This window comes from Nesterenkonia halobia, from assembly GCF_039536005.1.
Lineage (GTDB): Bacteria > Actinomycetota > Actinomycetes > Actinomycetales > Micrococcaceae > Nesterenkonia > Nesterenkonia halobia.
In genome coordinates this window covers 49,291-63,746 of sequence record NZ_BAAAYG010000001.1, presented here as the reverse complement: position 1 = coordinate 63,746, position 14,456 = coordinate 49,291, and the positions used below count along the sequence as shown (strand labels likewise).

The window sequence follows — 14,456 nt, the reverse complement described above, 5'->3', positions numbered from 1 at the left end:
TGTGGGGCCCCAACTATGCCGGCTCGCCTGGGCCAGCGGCGGCGGGATCAGAAGCTGGGACCGGACGAGGGCTGCTGGTTCAGCCGGGTCTGGGACTCCACCGCCTGCTGGTGGGCGTGCTGATCGAGGTCGACGTCGAGGCTCTGGTCGGGGGCGTCGGCCAGGTCGCGGACCTGGTCGATGCCACGGACAACCTGACTGGGAACCTGTGCAGCGTCGGCGTCGTCGTAGGAGGTGAAGACCTCCCAGTTCTGGTCCACGACCAACCCGGTGGCGGCTCCGTGCTCTGCAGGGTCGAAGTACTCGACGCCGACGTGCCAACCGGTGTTGTCGAGGGGGCCGCCGTCGGCGGAGGAGACCATGACCCGATAGTCCTGCGGCTCATCGTCGGCAGGGTAGATCGCGATGGCCTCATGGTCGCCGCCGGTGTGGACATGCTCGACGGTGTGGTTCTCCAGCCGGCCGCGCAGCGCGGCGACGGTCTCGCGCACCTGGGCCGAGTGGTCATCGAAGGGGTCAGCGGTCGGGGTCTCTGCCAGCAACGCGGCCCGGGAGGAGAAGTCGTTCAGCCGGTTGACGTAGTCCCACCGTTGACGCCGCTCTGGTGTCGGGGCCGAGTCCCACTGCGCCGCGAGCCGATCAGCCTCAGAGCTGGCGTTGGCCGCAGTCTGCTGCAGGCGCTGACGGGTGTGGCCGAGACTGGCATCGTAAGCTGGCTCGGGTTCTCCCGGGATCGTCTCGGTGCGGAGCCCGAGTTGTTCGGCTTCTGAGAAGAGGTCCTCGGAGCGCTCGATGAAGTCCTCAGCCGTCGGGGCCGGGCCGTGGCCATGGTCAGCATCGAGCTCGCGGCTGGGCAAGGGTGCACCAGTGGTGGCTCCTGCATGGTTGTCCAGGTCTCGCTGGCGGCTGGCGACGGTGTTGTCGTAGTACCGGGAGAGCTGGTGGCAGGACTCGGCGATTTCGTCCAGGTCCAGGTCCCCAGTCTGCCGATCGGTGAGGTCAGCCATGTCGACCTCGATATCGACCTGGCCCATCTCGGGGCCGCCGACGGCGATCAGGGCGGCGGGGGTATCTCCGGATCCGTGGGTGACGTTGAGGTCGGCGACGACCCAGCGGGCTCCGGACTGGGCGAGGGCTTCGTGAAGGCGCCGATCCTCCAGGACCAGGTAACCACGCTCGTCGAGCATGTTCTGCAGCTGCTGTTCGGCTTGAGTCGGGCTCGCTGGGTCGGCGTGATCTTCGATGATGACTGCTGCGGGCAGTTGGTCCAGGCGCATGCGGGCCGCTCTCCTTCTTTCTGTGTGGGGCCCCGTGCCTCGGCTCGGGGCAGTGGGTCGCAGGGGTTTCGATGCAGGCACGGTGCGGCGTATGGCGACACGCGTATGTCAGCGGGGGAGCGAAGTCAGGGTGTCTGCGGCGCGAGAGGCGCGTCGGCATCGAGGAGGGAGCAGCACCCATGGCTGAGCAGGAGCCGATCATCGTCAAGCGTCGGTGGTTCCGAGACCCCGATCAGACTGAGGAGCCCATCGTGCAGGGAGATGCGGAGGCGATGGCCGCCGCGTGCGAGGAGCGCTCGATCGAGGACGCCGAGTTGGGCCTGTCCGAGTCGTCGGAGGCCTGGCGTCATCAGGGCGGCAGCGCCCTGGAGCTGGACACCGAGGTCCGTGGCGGGTCCCGGAATATCCCGGCGATGGCCGTCGACGTCTACCAGCAGGTCCGCCAGGCTCGTCCGGACCTGGACGTCTACATCGAGCCGGAGCCGCTGACGGTTCATCAGCCCGATTCCGAGATCGCCCAGCAGGGTGAGGGCTCGACCCCGTCTCAGTGGCAGCAGTGGGCTGTGGTCGCTGAGCACCCCGAGACTGACCAGACTGCGCGACTGGAGTTCCACACCCAGCGGAACGACACTCTGCTGACCGCGGTCCAGGCTCACGCCGGCGAGGTCGAGCAGTTCAACTGGCGCGACTACCAGCCGTGGCGGGACATCTCGGTGGATGCCGAGAATCCGCCGCGACAGCTGTTGGGCGAGGACGTCGAAGAAGGATGGCCCGAGCTTCGCCGCCACTACGTCGAAGACCTGGTGGCTTCCATCCCGGAGATCCGCGACCCGCAGACCGGCGCGCTGGTCGCAGACACTGAAGGGCCGCGGTGCGGGATCGACCCGGATAAGCCGGTTGACTACGACGACGAGCCAGACCACGACGCGGGGGTCCAGGCCGATGTGGCGTTGCAGCAGCAGCGCGATGTTGCCGGTGCAGATGGACCGTCGCTGTAAGCGACAGTCCCGAGGGGGAAGGAGGAAGACATGGTGACCCAGAACCAGCAGCCCGAGGAGCAGCCAGTGGCACTGCAGGGGGCAGACTACGGCGGCAATCCGCTGCCGAAGCCGCTTCTGGAGCAAGAGATAGGGGATGCTCCGGCGACTGATTCGGATCGGCACCACCCGACGCTCATCAAGCGCGGCTGGTACCAGGACCCCTACGAAGGATTCTCTGAGTCCCAGCGTTCCTGGGACGCAGAGGACCTCGCCGACGCCTGCGAACAGCGGGGACTCGAGGCCGAAGACGAGATCAGCGCCATCGAACCGGAAGCGCGGCAGGTGGATCGCAGTCTCGCCTGGGACGTCCAGGGTGGGGACATCCTCGACCTGGACACGGAGCTGCGCAGCGGCCGGCGGCAGATTCCCGAGGTGGTCGATGAGGTCTACTACCAGACGCGGATCGCGCGCCCGGACCTGGACGTCTACGTCGAACCGGAACCGGTCACCATCGCCGAGGACGGGGCGAAGGCGACTGCCGGCGAACCGGGGGCGCAGCAGCAGTGGTCTGTCGTCGCTGACAACGCCGTCGAGCCGGTGACGGCGCGACTGACTGTGCACACCTCGCAGAACGACAGCGTCATCGAGAAGATCTCGACAACCTCCGGGCGGGTCGAGGGGTTCGACTGGCGTGACTGGCAGCCTGAGCGCGACATCGTGACCACCTCCGAGTTCGAGAACCGGGAAATCAGCGGCGAGGAGCTGAACGATCCGCAGGCGTGGCAGCAGATGCGGTCCCACTTCGCCGAGCAGGTCAAGGCCCTGCCGGCGATGACAAAGGTCGACGAGGAACGGATCATCGAGAACCCGAACCGGTGGGTCGGCGGTTTCGACCCGAAGTCCGACGTCTATCCGGAGGAGTTCCGGGGAACGAATGTCCCGGCACCTGAGCTGCAGCATCAGGCGGTCATGCAACGGCGTGCCGCGACACCGGCGGTCGGCGAGGGGAAGCAGCCCGAGCACGAGGCCGGAGTCGATGCCGATCTGGCGCTGCAGCAGCAGCGCCAGACACCCGGCATGGACGCCCCCTCTATGTAGCCGGGCCGGCTCACGCAGGTGAGGGACGTGATTCGTCGGCGACGTGACTGCCGAGACAGTGCCCCGGGCGATCAGTGATCGCCCGGGGCACTGTCGTGCCCGCGTCCATCGTGGCCGGCGGCGGGGCGATGACACACACTATGACCGCGCTCACCGAAACCCGGGCAGAGAGCGCCCGGATCCGCCCGGGGCACGATGAAGAAGGAGCGCGATGGCTGACGCACAGCAGATCAATCCGCCGGAGACGGGTATCACCGGCGGGGGCCTGGAGCACATGGTGTTCCAGAACGAGCAGTGGGCCCAGCTGACTCCCATGCTTCTCGCCCTCTGCGCCGGACTGGTGGTGCTGGGCGTCGCAGCATGCATGCTGCTCTCTGCTCGTGGACGTACCCCAGCGGTGCGGCGCGCGCCGGGCGCTGCTCACCGGCATCCGCTCGGGGGTGATCACGATGGTCGGTGACCCGGACGTCGAGACAGTTCTGACGACGCTGGCGCTGCTGATGGCCAGCGTCGTCGGTGGGCTGGGGTTCATCGCGGTGGTCAAGGTGATCTTCGCGGTCGGCGTGCAGATGGTCGGCTCCTACCGGCGAGTGATCGACGTCGTCCGGCTCTACCTGGACGCGACTCGGTTGCTGGTGATCGCGCTGTTGATCGTCGTCGCCGGCGGCGCAGCCAGTTCGGGACTGCAGGGCGAAGAGGTCAGCCCGGGAACCGGGGTGATGGCCGCAGCGCTGGTGGTGCTGAGCGTCGGGGTCAAAGACGGTGCCGAGATGATCGCCGCCCGGCGGAAGCCGCACTGGTGGTACGAGCGCCTCGACCTCACGACGGCCGGCCAATAAGGGCCATCACTCCCCGCAAAAGACCAGCGAGGAACGGAGAAATGATGACCGCAGATCACATGATCGCCCCCCGTAGGGTTTGAGGGGGAGCGAATGCTCAGCGAGACTGAGCGCCAGATGGTCGTGGACGCTCTACTTGACGTCGAGTTCGAGGAGGGCGGACCGTTGCCGCGGGGGCTGGCGGAGGAGGTCGCAGATGGACAGCTGCGACTGACTGACCGTGGAACGACTGCGAGTGTGAAGCGGCGATGTGGGCAGACGGAGGCGCACGGTGAATGAGGCGATGATGGTGGATAGCGAGGTCGCCCAATGACCGAGGTTGCGATATACGGCATCGGACTCTTGACCGTCATCGTCGTCCTCGTGGTGATCGGGGTGCAGCTGATCGTGGCCGTCAGCCGTGAGAAGCCATACTGGGACCTGGTGGTAGTTATGGCCTTCGTCTCTGCGGCGTTTCTTTTGGGGAAAATGTCGTATGACATAGCCACAGAGTGTGATGGTGTTGTGATCTCGCCCGCCGTTGTCTTGGCGGGGTTGATGTCACTGGTCGGCGTCGTCGCCGCTGGGGTGCGTTGGCTCCTCTGGTGGGCTGAGAATACCGCTCGGGGGTCGGGGCCGATGGCCTTGCGGCATATAGACCGGCCGATTCTGATGTTGATGATCGGCTTCTTTGCCTTCGCGGTGCTGACCGGGTGGTGGGAGTGGTCCGTCGAAGCAGGCTCCGTCTTGCCATCGGTCCTGGTGGCAGTCGTCATTGCCCCGCCGATGCAGTACTGGCCGCAGTACGTGCCAGCTCTTCTGACCGGACTGCGCCGCAGCGATGGTGACGCAGTGTGAGCGTCGAGCAGACGGCTCACCGATCTAAGGTCGGTGGTACCTTGGCTGGTGACTTCCTGAGAGCGAGCAGAAGGCAGGGGATGATGGGGGCACAGTGGCCGATTGAAACGCACTCGGTTGATCAGATCGTCCTTGATCCGAATAACGTCCGGGTCCGTGACGGCCGAGGTGATGAACTCCCAGGCACTGTGCACGCGGTTAGCGAAGAAGTGATCGCGAAGTACATGCTCGCGGCAGAGGATCTGTTGTCACTGGTTCAAGACATTCTTCGTGATGGCTACCTGGACAATGAAATCCCGGTGGTGGTATGTGAGGGTGACGACGTCGTGGTGCTGGAAGGAAACAGGCGCCTTACCGCGCTGAAGGTGATTGCGGATCCATCACTGCTTGGCACGGAGTCTTCGCAGGTAGAACGATGGATCGACCGGTACCCGGAGCACGACACCCCGAGGTCGATTCGTGTGATGTTCGCGCCTTCCCGGGACGACGCCCAGCCCTTGCTCGCTCGACTCCACACCACCACGCCGAAGAAGTCCTGGTTGCGAGAGCAACAGGCAATTTTTTATCACGCACAGGTTTCAGATGGCGCCAGCGTGGAAGAGCTGAAAGTCCGGTATCCCACGGCTAAGAACATCCCCCGGTTCATGCAGATGGCCGAGATGCGTGAAGTCATCCGCAGCCTAGACTTTGGTGGCGACGAAGCTGTTCGCGAGTTCGTCTTGGACAGCAAGCTGCGGATGTCGAGCTTCGAGTACGTGTACCGGAACAAGAAGTTGGCGGCCGCACTTGGCCTTTCCTTCACCAGAGACGGGTTCCTGGAAGATCGCACCATATCGAAGGGGCAGCAAGCTGCGTTGCTCTATCTGATCGGGCGACTCCGAGACAGATCACTTACTACACGCTCTGATGAGCTGAAGGCCAAGAACGCTGCTTGCGAGGAGCTTGCCGAAAAAGTAGCCGCGTTGGTCGCAGGTACACTTGTCGTGACGGAACACGGTGATCCACAAGGCCCCTCCGGGGGAGAGAAATCAGGTTGGATCCCAGAATTGGCCTCTAACAACCCAGCTGGTAGCAGGTCGAACGAGCCTAGCGCCAGCCCCAGTGCTGGTGATGGATCTGAAGCAACTCCGGGGCCGTCCACTACCGGCGATAGTAGGCCGACTGAGCGTGGTCCGAACCGCGGAGACACTCGGGTTCGGCTGAACATGGATGGGTTCGTCTACGCAGGAACGTCACGAGGGCTCGGACGCCGCTATGAAGAGTTGCGAAAAATCAACGTGAGTGACTATCCGAACGCAACACATGACCTTTTGAGAACGATCCTTGAGTGTTCCATTAAGGAGATGCGACGTGAAGAAGGGGTCGTAGAGCAGCGTCGGGTCCCGACCTTGGGGCCGCTGATCGACTGGCTGCTACAGCACTACCAGGATGAGAAGAACGGTCGAATGGTTGGACTGGTCACTCGCCTAAAGAAGACCGGGAAAATGAACTCTGGTCAACTTCTGGAATCCTCGGATTCGCTGAACTTCACGAATCACGAACCAGACTTCTTTATGACCCCTCAAGAAGTGCATGCGGCCTGGGACCATTTGAAGCCGATTCTGAGGGAGATCGTGGGGCAGGAGTCCCCAGCCGCTGGGCGTTAGGGTTCGTAAGTTTCCAGAGTTTTTGCGACTGGTCTGGAGGCGATCATAAGCTCATTGGTTTTGCCGGCGCGGTGGGCGCTGTAGCTTAGTTGGTACTCCCGAATGTCGTGCCTGCGGTATAGGTACCGGATGAAGTTCGAGGGATCGTAGGTGAGCAGCCAAGTGCTCTCAGGAGCGGCGTCGAGGGCGCCTGCCAGATCAGAGTGGTCTCGGTGGGTAAATGCGTTCATGTAGAGACTTCCCCCCATGTCGACGTAGGGCGGGTCGACGTAGAGGAACGCTGATGGGTCCTTCACGTACTTGCGCGTCACGGCCACCCCGTCGTTGCTCAGGACGGTGATCCTGTCCGAGAGCTCTCCGATGGCTCGGATTCGTTCTGCGAGCTTCTCTCGGTTGAAACGAGCGTCGATCTTGTAGTTGCCGGACTGATTCATACCCCCGATGGGGCCGGCGTTGAGGATTCCTGACCGGTTGGTCCGATTGAGGTAGAAGAACGCGAACCCCAGGGTGAGGGGGGCGCTGTGGTCGGGATTCCTGTAGGCCTCCTTCTGAGCGCGCCACTCGTCGACAGTCAGGGGCGTTTCAGCGACGAGGGTGGCGAGCTCATCTGCGTTGTCAGCGACAGAGCGCCAAAAGGCGTGCACTGCTGGGTCCACGTCATTGATGACGAGTTCATCGATCTGATCGCGCTGCAATAGGGCGATGCCGGCTCCCGCGCCACCGGCGAAGGGCTCGACGTACTTTGGGGACGTGAGGCCGAGACGGTCGATGATCTGCCCGAAGAGTCGGGCAAGTGCGGCTTTCCCGCCGGGGTAACGCAGGGGGCTGGCCGCGGTGTTGCGCCCGGAGGGCGTGACCGTCAGCAGCGGAGCCTCTGTGGTGGGTGCGGTGCTCATGACGCATCCTCCTGCTTCTGCTTAGGCGAATGACGAGCCCGGTGTGCGGCCACTCTGCAGGCGCCGGAGCAATAGATCGCGCCTCGGCGTGCGTGGAACACGGTTCCGCAACGAGAGCATAAGTGCGACCGCCCCGTACGGCGCAGGTGCTCCTCCCTAAGCAGAGAGCGTTGCTCCTCGAGTTGGCTATCAGTGATCGCTCTCAGCGTCGTCATGTAACAAGTATATCTGTTACGCAGAGGATGAGCCAGCGCTGAAGGGATGGTATGGAAAGGTGGTGCGAGCACCCAGGGGTGGTAGGTAGCCAGAATCGGACGGTTCCGGCCAGTGGCCGCCGTCGGCCACGACACACTGTGGCTATGGGGGCTTAGTGGCGGGCACATATCGCCGGTTTATGGCGGCGTCCCAGATCGCGGCAGCCTTGCTGGCACACCGCTTCGGTTACGCGGTAGAAGGTCCGTCTGCAGGAACTCTGAGGCATTCTGAGATCCGCCCGATCGTTGTCGGGACCCTGACCGAACGTAGCATGGACCTCTCCCGGACTTATGCCGAGCCCCTCACCGACATTGTGATCCGTGTCTGTCGACTATGTCGTCACGAAGGGGTGCGGGGGTCTGTTGGAGGTCCGATTGACTTCCGATCTACGAGAGGGTGCAGAGACGGTCGGGGCGCAACATTCTTGCCCCAACGAAGGGCAGGATCCGCTACGCCATCATTAGCCATCGCATGGTTGTTGAGGGGTGGCCACAGGTCGACTGATCTGTAGGGCCTAAGGATCAGGTTGATGTCATGTCGGGGGCGAAGGTCAGCCAGAGCAGCGCCACGTTCAGGGCAACCAGCAGTCCTGCGCTGATGCCGCCGAGCCACGTCGTGGCGAGGCGATTGATGTACTTACCCATCACTCCACGTCGTGCAGTCAGGATGATCAGCGGCACCAGGGCGAAGGGAATGCCGAAGGAGAGCACCACCTGACTGAGTACCAACGCAGTCGTCGGATCGATGCCGGCTGCCAGCACGACCAGCGCCGGAGCCAGAGTGATCAGGCGGCGCATCACGATCGGCAGTCGCAGGCGCAGCAGTCCGGACATGATCTCGGCACCGGCGTAGGCGCCCACTGAGGTGCTGGCCAGCCCGCTGGCCAGCAGTCCCACGGCGAAGAGCGCTGCGACCATCGGGCCCAGACCCTCGCGCAGTGCAGCATGGGCGCCGTGCAGCGAGTCGGTGCCGGCCACTCCGGTCAGGTTCGCAGCAGCTAGCACCAGCATCGCCAGATTCACGGTGCCGGCGACCAACATCGCGACGGAGACGTCCCATCGGGCCACACGCACCAGAGTCAGCGTTGATGGACCGCCGTCGAGACCGCGCGCTGTGTGAGGGAATCGGTCGCGGGCCAACGCCCCATGAGAATAGATCGCATGCGGCATAACAGTGGCTCCCAGGATCGAGGCCGCCAGCAGCACTGAATCAGTTCCCTCGAAACGCGGCACCAATCCCCTCGCCACCCCACCGACCGAAGGCGGGGCTACGATGACCCCGGCGGTGAACCCAGCAGTGATCAGCACCATCAGCGCGACGATCAGCGTTTCGAAAGAGCGGGCGCCATGTCGAGTCTGAACGACCAACAGTCCCATCGAGACCACCCCGGTCAGTACACCGCCCCAGACCAGAGGCACCCCGAAGAGCAGGTTCAGCGCCACCGCCCCACCGATGACCTCGGCGACGTCAGTGGCCATGGCCACCAGCTCCGCCTGCAACCAGTACGCCCGACGCGCCCACGGGTGAGATAACCGAGCTCCGAGGATCTCGGGAAGGCTCATCCCAGTCACCAGGCCGAGTTTGGCCGAGAGATACTGGATCAGCCAGGCCATCACATTGGCCAGAACCACCACCCAGACCAGCAGATACCCGAATCGGGCGCCGGCAGTCATGTTCGCCGCCACGTTCCCAGGATCCAGATACGCCACGCCGGCGACCAGCGCCGGCCCGAGGAGCCAGAGACCGCGTCCGGCCTGCCGCCGCAGTCCAGTGTCGGCAGGCATCTGCGCCATCGATGATTTAGCCATGCCTAAAATCGTAGAGCATGGCGAGATGTCGGGGAATCCCGAGGCCCATCGGGCGGCAGTCGGTGACGAGCGCCCGGGGCGACGTCGGCGCCGGCTGATGCGGCGGTGGGATCGTGTGCCACCCCGAGGAGACCGCCTGATGGTCTTACCGTCGGGATCCCTCTTTCGGGACGTTCGGCGCGGGACGCCTCGATGTGCGGCGACGCTTCGCGAGGCCCGGAGCGCTGCACGGTGGACGTAGTCCTGGACGAGCCCAGGCCCTGCACCTACTATTGTTTTCCATGATTTCGTGGAATAACGGGGAAGCGGGCAAGGTCGCCGTGTTCGAGGCCTTCGCCGAAGCGGTCAAAGCCATCGCCAATGCCCGCCGGCTCGAACTGATGGAGCTCATGGCCCAGGGCGAGCACTCCGTCGAGGAACTGTCCCGGCTGACCGAGATGGCTACGACGACGACCTCAGCTCACTTGCAGACGCTGAATCGTGCAGGGCTGGTGAGCAGGCGTCGCGAGCGGACGACGATCTATTACCAGCTCAGCGGAGACGATGCGATCGAGCTCTACACCGCGGCCAAACGCGTCGCGCTCAATCGGTATCCGCGGCTGAAGGATGCCCTGAACTCCTATATGGGCGAGCCGCAGGCCCAGGGGCCGGTCATCGACCCGGCCGCTGTCACCTCCGAGATGTTCATCATCGATGTGCGTCCCGTCGAGGAGTACGAGGCCGGGCACTTCCCCGGCGCGATCTGTCTTCCCCTGGCCGAGCTCGAAGGCCGACTCGACGAGATCCCCGCCGGTGCGGAAGTCGTTGTCTACTGCCGCGGTGAGCTGTGCCGACTGGCACGCGAGGCCGCCGTGCTGCTGCGCGCCCACCACATCGACGCGAAGGCCATGGACGAAGGAGTCATGGAATGGCGCGCCAGCAAGGAGGTCGACCTCGGTGTCGCCTGAGATCCGTGCGGCCGAACCAGCTCTCCTCCCTGCCTCCGAGCAGGCCCGCATCCACCGGCGAACACTCACCGTGGTGGTGCTCAGTCAGGTTCTCGGCGGCGCGGGCCTGGCCGCGGGCATCTCCGTGGGTGCGTTGCTGGCCCAGGACATGCTGGGCACAGCCTCTCTCTCCGGGCTGCCGACCGGCCTGTTCACCCTCGGATCCGCTCTGGCCGCGTTCCTGGTCGGCCGATCGACCCAGCGGCTCGGTCGTCGCCTAGGCCTGGCCTCGGGCTTCCTCGCCGGCGGCCTCGGAGCTTTCGGCGTGGTGATCGCAGCCGTCAGCGGCAGCGTGGTCCTACTCTTCATCTCCCTGTTCGTCTACGGCTCCGGAACTGCCACGAACCTGCAGGCCCGCTATGCCGGAACCGACCTGGCCCAGCCCCACAGACGCGGCTTCGGCACCAGCATGGCCATGGTCGCCACCACTGTCGGAGCCGTGGCAGGACCGAACCTCATCGAACCGCTCGGTGCTCTAGCTGAGATCGTGGGCGTGCCCACGCTCGCCGGCCCATTCCTCCTGGCGGCCGCGGCATACTCTGCCGCTGCGCTGGTGCTGTTCGCCTTCCTCCGTCCGGATCCCTTCCTGCTGGCACGGAGGATCGTCTCCGCCGCCGAAAGCGGAACTGACTCGACTCCCGACGGAGAGGCGCCCAGGGTCGGGATCGGCGCGTACGTGGGGGCGACGGTCATGGTGCTCACCCAGGTGGTCATGGTCGCGATCATGACCATGACCCCGATCCACATGCGCGCCCACCACCACGACATGGCCGCAGTGGGCCTGGTCATCGGCCTGCACGTCGGGTCCATGTGGCTGCCGTCCCTGTTCACCGGGGCTCTGGTCGACCGGGTCGGTCGTACTCCGATGGTCATCGCTTCAGGCGTGATCCTGCTGCTGGCAGCCGGGCTCGCAGCGACAGCACCGGGCGATTCCCTCGGCCTGCTGATTCTTGCCCTCATGCTCCTCGGCGTCGGTTGGAACATCGGCCTGATCGCAGGCACCGCACTGGTCGTGGATGCCACTGTGCCGCAGAACCGGCCGCGCACACAGGGCACGATCGATGTCCTCATCGCCCTGGCCGGTGCAGGCGGCGGCGCGATGTCCGGAGTCGTCGTCTCCGCCTCCAGCTACCAGGCCCTGTCTCTGGGCGGGGGCGTACTGGCCCTCGCCCTGATCCCAGTGCTGCTATGGGCCCGAACTCGTCATGCCGTCCGCGCATGACGAAGAGCCAGTGTGACTCAGGGCCCCAGATGTGAACCGCCCGGGGTTCGCCCCATCAAGAACGGAGAGCCCCGGACGGTTCACATCCTGCCGGAGAAGCAGCGCCCTGAGGGGGTAACGGAGCTACCGTGGTTCCGATGACAGTGAACTATCAACCCCGGCTTTAGCGGGTGGACGGGGCCTACTGCCGGTTCACAGTGGCGGCTCTGGCACCATGATGGGCTATAGCTGCCTTCGGCAGGGTGTATATGGGGTCTGCTGAGGGTTCGGTTGACTCCGTAGTTCACGCCGCCAACGCGACGTCTTGAGTGTAGACGGTCTCGTATTCGATCGGAGTCAGTTTCCCAAGCCGGCGCTGACGACGACGCCGGTGATAGGTCCGCTCGATCCAGTGGATGATCCGCCTGCGCAGCTGATCCCGAGAATCCCAGGACCGCGTGTTCAGCACGTTCTTGACCAACGTGGAGAAGAAGCTCTCCATCGCCGCGTTGTCCCCGGCAGCACCGACTCGGCCCATCGACCCGGCCAGCCGATGGGCCGCCAGCGTGCGCTGGTACTTCCGTGATCTGAACTGACTGCCTCGATCCGAATGGACCACACAGCCGATGACCGCGTTGCGACCGCGGCGAGTAACGGCATCCTCGATCGCGGCCACCGCCAGCGCGGACTTCATCCTCCGATCAAGCGCATAGCCGACGATCCGGTTGGAGAAGACATCCTTGACCGCGCAGAGATACAGCGTGCCTTCAGCAGTGCGGTGCTCGGTGATGTCGGTCAGCCACAGCCGATTCGGAGCTTCGGCGGTGAACTCGCGGTGGACCAGATCGTCGGTGACCGCAGGGCCAGCCTTCTTCGTCGTGGACCGGGACCTGCGCTGGGTGGACGAGAAGATCCTCTCCTGCGAACTCAGCCGCCAGACTCGTCGTTCCGAGACCAGATAGCCAGCGGCGGTGACCTCGTCGGCGATGAACCGGTGGCCAAACTCCGGGTCGTCGGCGTGGACGTCATAGGCCGCGTTGAGCAGATGCGCCTCTTCCAGGTCCCGTGCCGCGACCGTGGCGGCGTTCCATTTGTAGAAGGCCTGTTTGGAGAAGCCCAGCACCCGACAGGTCACCGTCACCGGGACACCGGCGGCGGCAAGGTCACCGACACAGCGGGTGCATCATTTGGGCGAGTGTGGCCGATCTTCAGGTTCGCCTGCGAGAGATAGGCCGCGGCTTCACGCAGGACCTTGTTCTCCTGCTCGAGCTCGCGGATATGCAGCATCCTGGTCTGCTCAGCGCGATCTGCGACCGTCTCGGACGGTTCGAAACCGTGCTGGGTCATCCTGCGGTTCTTCACCCATAGCTGCAGGGTCGACTTCGACAGTCCCAGATCTTCGCAGACCTGTTGCTGAGTCATCCCGGAATCGAGGAGCTCCAGTGCGGTGGCCTTGAACTCCTCGGAGTAGATCTTCGGCATAGTGACTATCCTCTCTGCTCGCTCGAGCAGTCAGGAAGTCAACCGAACCTTCAGCAGACCCCGAGTGCATCCAGGCCTGTTTCGAGTGCGCCCAGACCTGCACAGCGTGCGCGGATGCATGCCTGGCAGAGGAGCATGTCTCTGATCTGACGACCTGCATCCGCACGAACTTGGACTGTGCCGATATCTGCGCGACGACCGGCAATGTGCTATCCCGGCAGACCGGATACAACGTCGATCTGATCCGCGCGGTCCTGCAGGCCTGTCAGGCAGCTTGCCAGGTATGCGCCGACGAATGTGCCCGGCATGGACAGATGCACGAGCACTGCAACGTGTGCGCCGAGGCCTGCCGACGCTGTGAGCAGGCCTGCGCTGAACTTATCTCCACGCTGGGCTGATCCCTAGCAACCGGAGTCTTCTGGGGAACTGCTCTGGACGGTTCTCGGCAGACGCGAGCGGCACCTGACCCACGTTGTTGTGAACGACAGGGTCAGGTGCCGCTCTCGTAGAGCTTCGTCAGAGGTCTTCGATCATCTGTTCCATCTCAGTGATCTCGGCTTCCTGCGCATCGATGACTTGTTCGGCCAGGCGAAGCGCCTGCGGATTCTGCCCCTCGTCGACCTGGCTCTGAGCCATCTCGACCGCGCCCTCGTGGTGTGTGATCATCTGCTCCAGGTAGAGCCGGGAGGCCTCAGCACCCTGGGCCTCCTCCAGGGCAGTCAGGTCTTCCTGACTCATCATCCCGCTCATCCCACCATGGCCCGAGCCGTCCATGTCTTCCCTGTCCATGCTGCCCGTGTCCATGGTTTCCTCACCCCATGCCTCGAGCATCGCGTTCATCCGCTCGATCTCCGGACCCTGGGCATCGATGACCCCGTGAGTGAAGTCGGCGACCTCACGTGAGACGTCCTGCTTGGCCAGCAGCATCTCGCTCATCTCCACAGCTTGCTGATGGTGCGGGATCATCATCTGTGCAAACGTCACGTCCGCCTCGTTGTGTTCGGACGAGATCTGCTCGGCAGAACCGGTGGCCGAGGAGCTGGTGTCGGTGCCGGGTTCCTCCTCGGTGGTCTCGGCAGCGCAGGCCGTCAGGGCCAGGGTCGAGGCCAGCGCCAGGGTCGCCAGGGGGAACGTGCGTGTCATCATGTGTC

Annotated in this window: 13 protein-coding genes and 1 pseudogene; 9 read left to right on the top strand and 5 right to left on the bottom strand. The window is 64.3% G+C overall.

Annotated features, from left to right (window positions below; all coding sequences use genetic code 11):
* Nucleotides 1-47: 47 nt before the first annotated feature.
* The gene (locus tag ABD652_RS00245) at nucleotides 48-1,277 is read right to left on the bottom strand and encodes a hypothetical protein (protein WP_344717178.1); all 1,230 of its coding nucleotides are present in this window, start codon (nucleotides 1,275-1,277) and stop codon (nucleotides 48-50) included.
* A 179-nt stretch (nucleotides 1,278-1,456) separates the two neighbouring features.
* Here ABD652_RS00245 and ABD652_RS00240 point away from each other — a divergent pair, with 179 nt between their 5' ends.
* The 6 genes from ABD652_RS00240 (at nucleotide 1,457) to ABD652_RS00215 (ending at nucleotide 6,677) form a co-directional block, all read left to right on the top strand.
* Nucleotides 1,457-2,275, top strand: a complete 819-nt coding sequence (locus tag ABD652_RS00240; protein WP_344717177.1) for a hypothetical protein — start codon at nucleotides 1,457-1,459, stop codon at nucleotides 2,273-2,275.
* 30 nt (nucleotides 2,276-2,305) lie between these two features.
* Nucleotides 2,306-3,355 (top strand): hypothetical protein, encoded by a 1,050-nt coding sequence (locus ABD652_RS00235; RefSeq protein WP_344717176.1) that lies wholly within the window; start codon nucleotides 2,306-2,308, stop codon nucleotides 3,353-3,355.
* Between the two features lie 211 nt (nucleotides 3,356-3,566).
* On the top strand, nucleotides 3,567-3,815 hold the full coding sequence (locus ABD652_RS00230; protein ID WP_344717175.1) for a hypothetical protein: 249 nt from the start codon (nucleotides 3,567-3,569) through the stop codon (nucleotides 3,813-3,815).
* Complete coding sequence (locus ABD652_RS00225) at nucleotides 3,796-4,194, top strand: hypothetical protein (RefSeq protein WP_344717174.1); 399 nt, start codon at nucleotides 3,796-3,798, stop codon at nucleotides 4,192-4,194. Before ABD652_RS00230 ends, ABD652_RS00225 begins: the two co-directional genes overlap by 20 nt.
* Nucleotides 4,195-4,503: 309 nt before the next feature.
* Nucleotides 4,504-5,031, top strand: coding sequence for a hypothetical protein (locus ABD652_RS00220; protein ID WP_344717172.1), 528 nt, complete (start codon nucleotides 4,504-4,506; stop codon nucleotides 5,029-5,031).
* On the top strand, nucleotides 5,028-6,677 hold the full coding sequence (locus ABD652_RS00215) for a hypothetical protein (RefSeq protein ID WP_344717171.1): 1,650 nt from the start codon (nucleotides 5,028-5,030) through the stop codon (nucleotides 6,675-6,677). The genes ABD652_RS00220 and ABD652_RS00215 overlap by 4 nt, the downstream gene beginning before the upstream one ends.
* Here ABD652_RS00215 and ABD652_RS00210 read toward each other — a convergent pair.
* Both ABD652_RS00210 and ABD652_RS00205 read right to left on the bottom strand, forming a co-directional pair.
* On the bottom strand, nucleotides 6,674-7,573 hold the full coding sequence (locus ABD652_RS00210) for a DNA adenine methylase (RefSeq protein ID WP_344717170.1): 900 nt from the start codon (nucleotides 7,571-7,573) through the stop codon (nucleotides 6,674-6,676). The two genes, ABD652_RS00215 and ABD652_RS00210, sit on opposite strands and share 4 nt — an antisense overlap.
* A 776-nt stretch (nucleotides 7,574-8,349) precedes the next feature.
* Entirely contained in the window at nucleotides 8,350-9,612 is a 1,263-nt protein-coding gene (locus tag ABD652_RS00205; RefSeq protein ID WP_344717291.1) for an Nramp family divalent metal transporter, read from the bottom strand.
* Between the two features lie 305 nt (nucleotides 9,613-9,917).
* Between ABD652_RS00205 and ABD652_RS00200 the strand changes: the two genes are divergently transcribed.
* Both ABD652_RS00200 and ABD652_RS00195 read left to right on the top strand, forming a co-directional pair.
* Nucleotides 9,918-10,583: a metalloregulator ArsR/SmtB family transcription factor gene (locus tag ABD652_RS00200; protein WP_344717169.1), complete on the top strand. Its 666-nt coding sequence runs from the start codon at nucleotides 9,918-9,920 to the stop codon at nucleotides 10,581-10,583.
* On the top strand, nucleotides 10,573-11,844 hold the full coding sequence (locus tag ABD652_RS00195) for an MFS transporter (RefSeq protein WP_344717168.1): 1,272 nt from the start codon (nucleotides 10,573-10,575) through the stop codon (nucleotides 11,842-11,844). The genes ABD652_RS00200 and ABD652_RS00195 overlap by 11 nt, the downstream gene beginning before the upstream one ends.
* A gap of 283 nt (nucleotides 11,845-12,127) precedes the next feature.
* On the opposite strand, the pseudogene ABD652_RS00190 reads toward ABD652_RS00195, so the two are convergent.
* Nucleotides 12,128-13,305 (bottom strand): annotated as a pseudogene (locus tag ABD652_RS00190) (IS3 family transposase).
* 14 nt (nucleotides 13,306-13,319) lie between these two features.
* On the opposite strand from ABD652_RS00190, the gene ABD652_RS00185 reads away from it, so the two are divergent.
* The gene (locus ABD652_RS00185; RefSeq protein WP_344717290.1) at nucleotides 13,320-13,703 is read left to right on the top strand and encodes a four-helix bundle copper-binding protein; all 384 of its coding nucleotides are present in this window, start codon (nucleotides 13,320-13,322) and stop codon (nucleotides 13,701-13,703) included.
* A 118-nt stretch (nucleotides 13,704-13,821) separates the two neighbouring features.
* Here ABD652_RS00185 and ABD652_RS00180 read toward each other — a convergent pair whose 3' ends face one another.
* On the bottom strand, nucleotides 13,822-14,448 hold the full coding sequence (locus ABD652_RS00180; RefSeq protein WP_344717289.1) for a DUF305 domain-containing protein: 627 nt from the start codon (nucleotides 14,446-14,448) through the stop codon (nucleotides 13,822-13,824).
* Between the last annotated feature and the right edge of the window lie 8 nt (nucleotides 14,449-14,456).

Coding starts and splice junctions, on each gene's coding strand:
- ABD652_RS00220 (WP_344717172.1), top strand. CDS start 4,504: ATGACCGAGGTTGCGATATACGGCATCGGACTCTTGACCGTCATCGTC.
- ABD652_RS00240 (WP_344717177.1), top strand. CDS start 1,457: ATGGCTGAGCAGGAGCCGATCATCGTCAAGCGTCGGTGGTTCCGAGAC.
- ABD652_RS00210 (WP_344717170.1), bottom strand. CDS start 7,573: ATGAGCACCGCACCCACCACAGAGGCTCCGCTGCTGACGGTCACGCCC.
- ABD652_RS00200 (WP_344717169.1), top strand. CDS start 9,918: ATGATTTCGTGGAATAACGGGGAAGCGGGCAAGGTCGCCGTGTTCGAG.
- ABD652_RS00205 (WP_344717291.1), bottom strand. CDS start 9,612: ATGCCTGCCGACACTGGACTGCGGCGGCAGGCCGGACGCGGTCTCTGG.
- ABD652_RS00245 (WP_344717178.1), bottom strand. CDS start 1,277: ATGCGCCTGGACCAACTGCCCGCAGCAGTCATCATCGAAGATCACGCC.
- ABD652_RS00235 (WP_344717176.1), top strand. CDS start 2,306: ATGGTGACCCAGAACCAGCAGCCCGAGGAGCAGCCAGTGGCACTGCAG.
- ABD652_RS00230 (WP_344717175.1), top strand. CDS start 3,567: ATGGCTGACGCACAGCAGATCAATCCGCCGGAGACGGGTATCACCGGC.
- ABD652_RS00180 (WP_344717289.1), bottom strand. CDS start 14,448: ATGACACGCACGTTCCCCCTGGCGACCCTGGCGCTGGCCTCGACCCTG.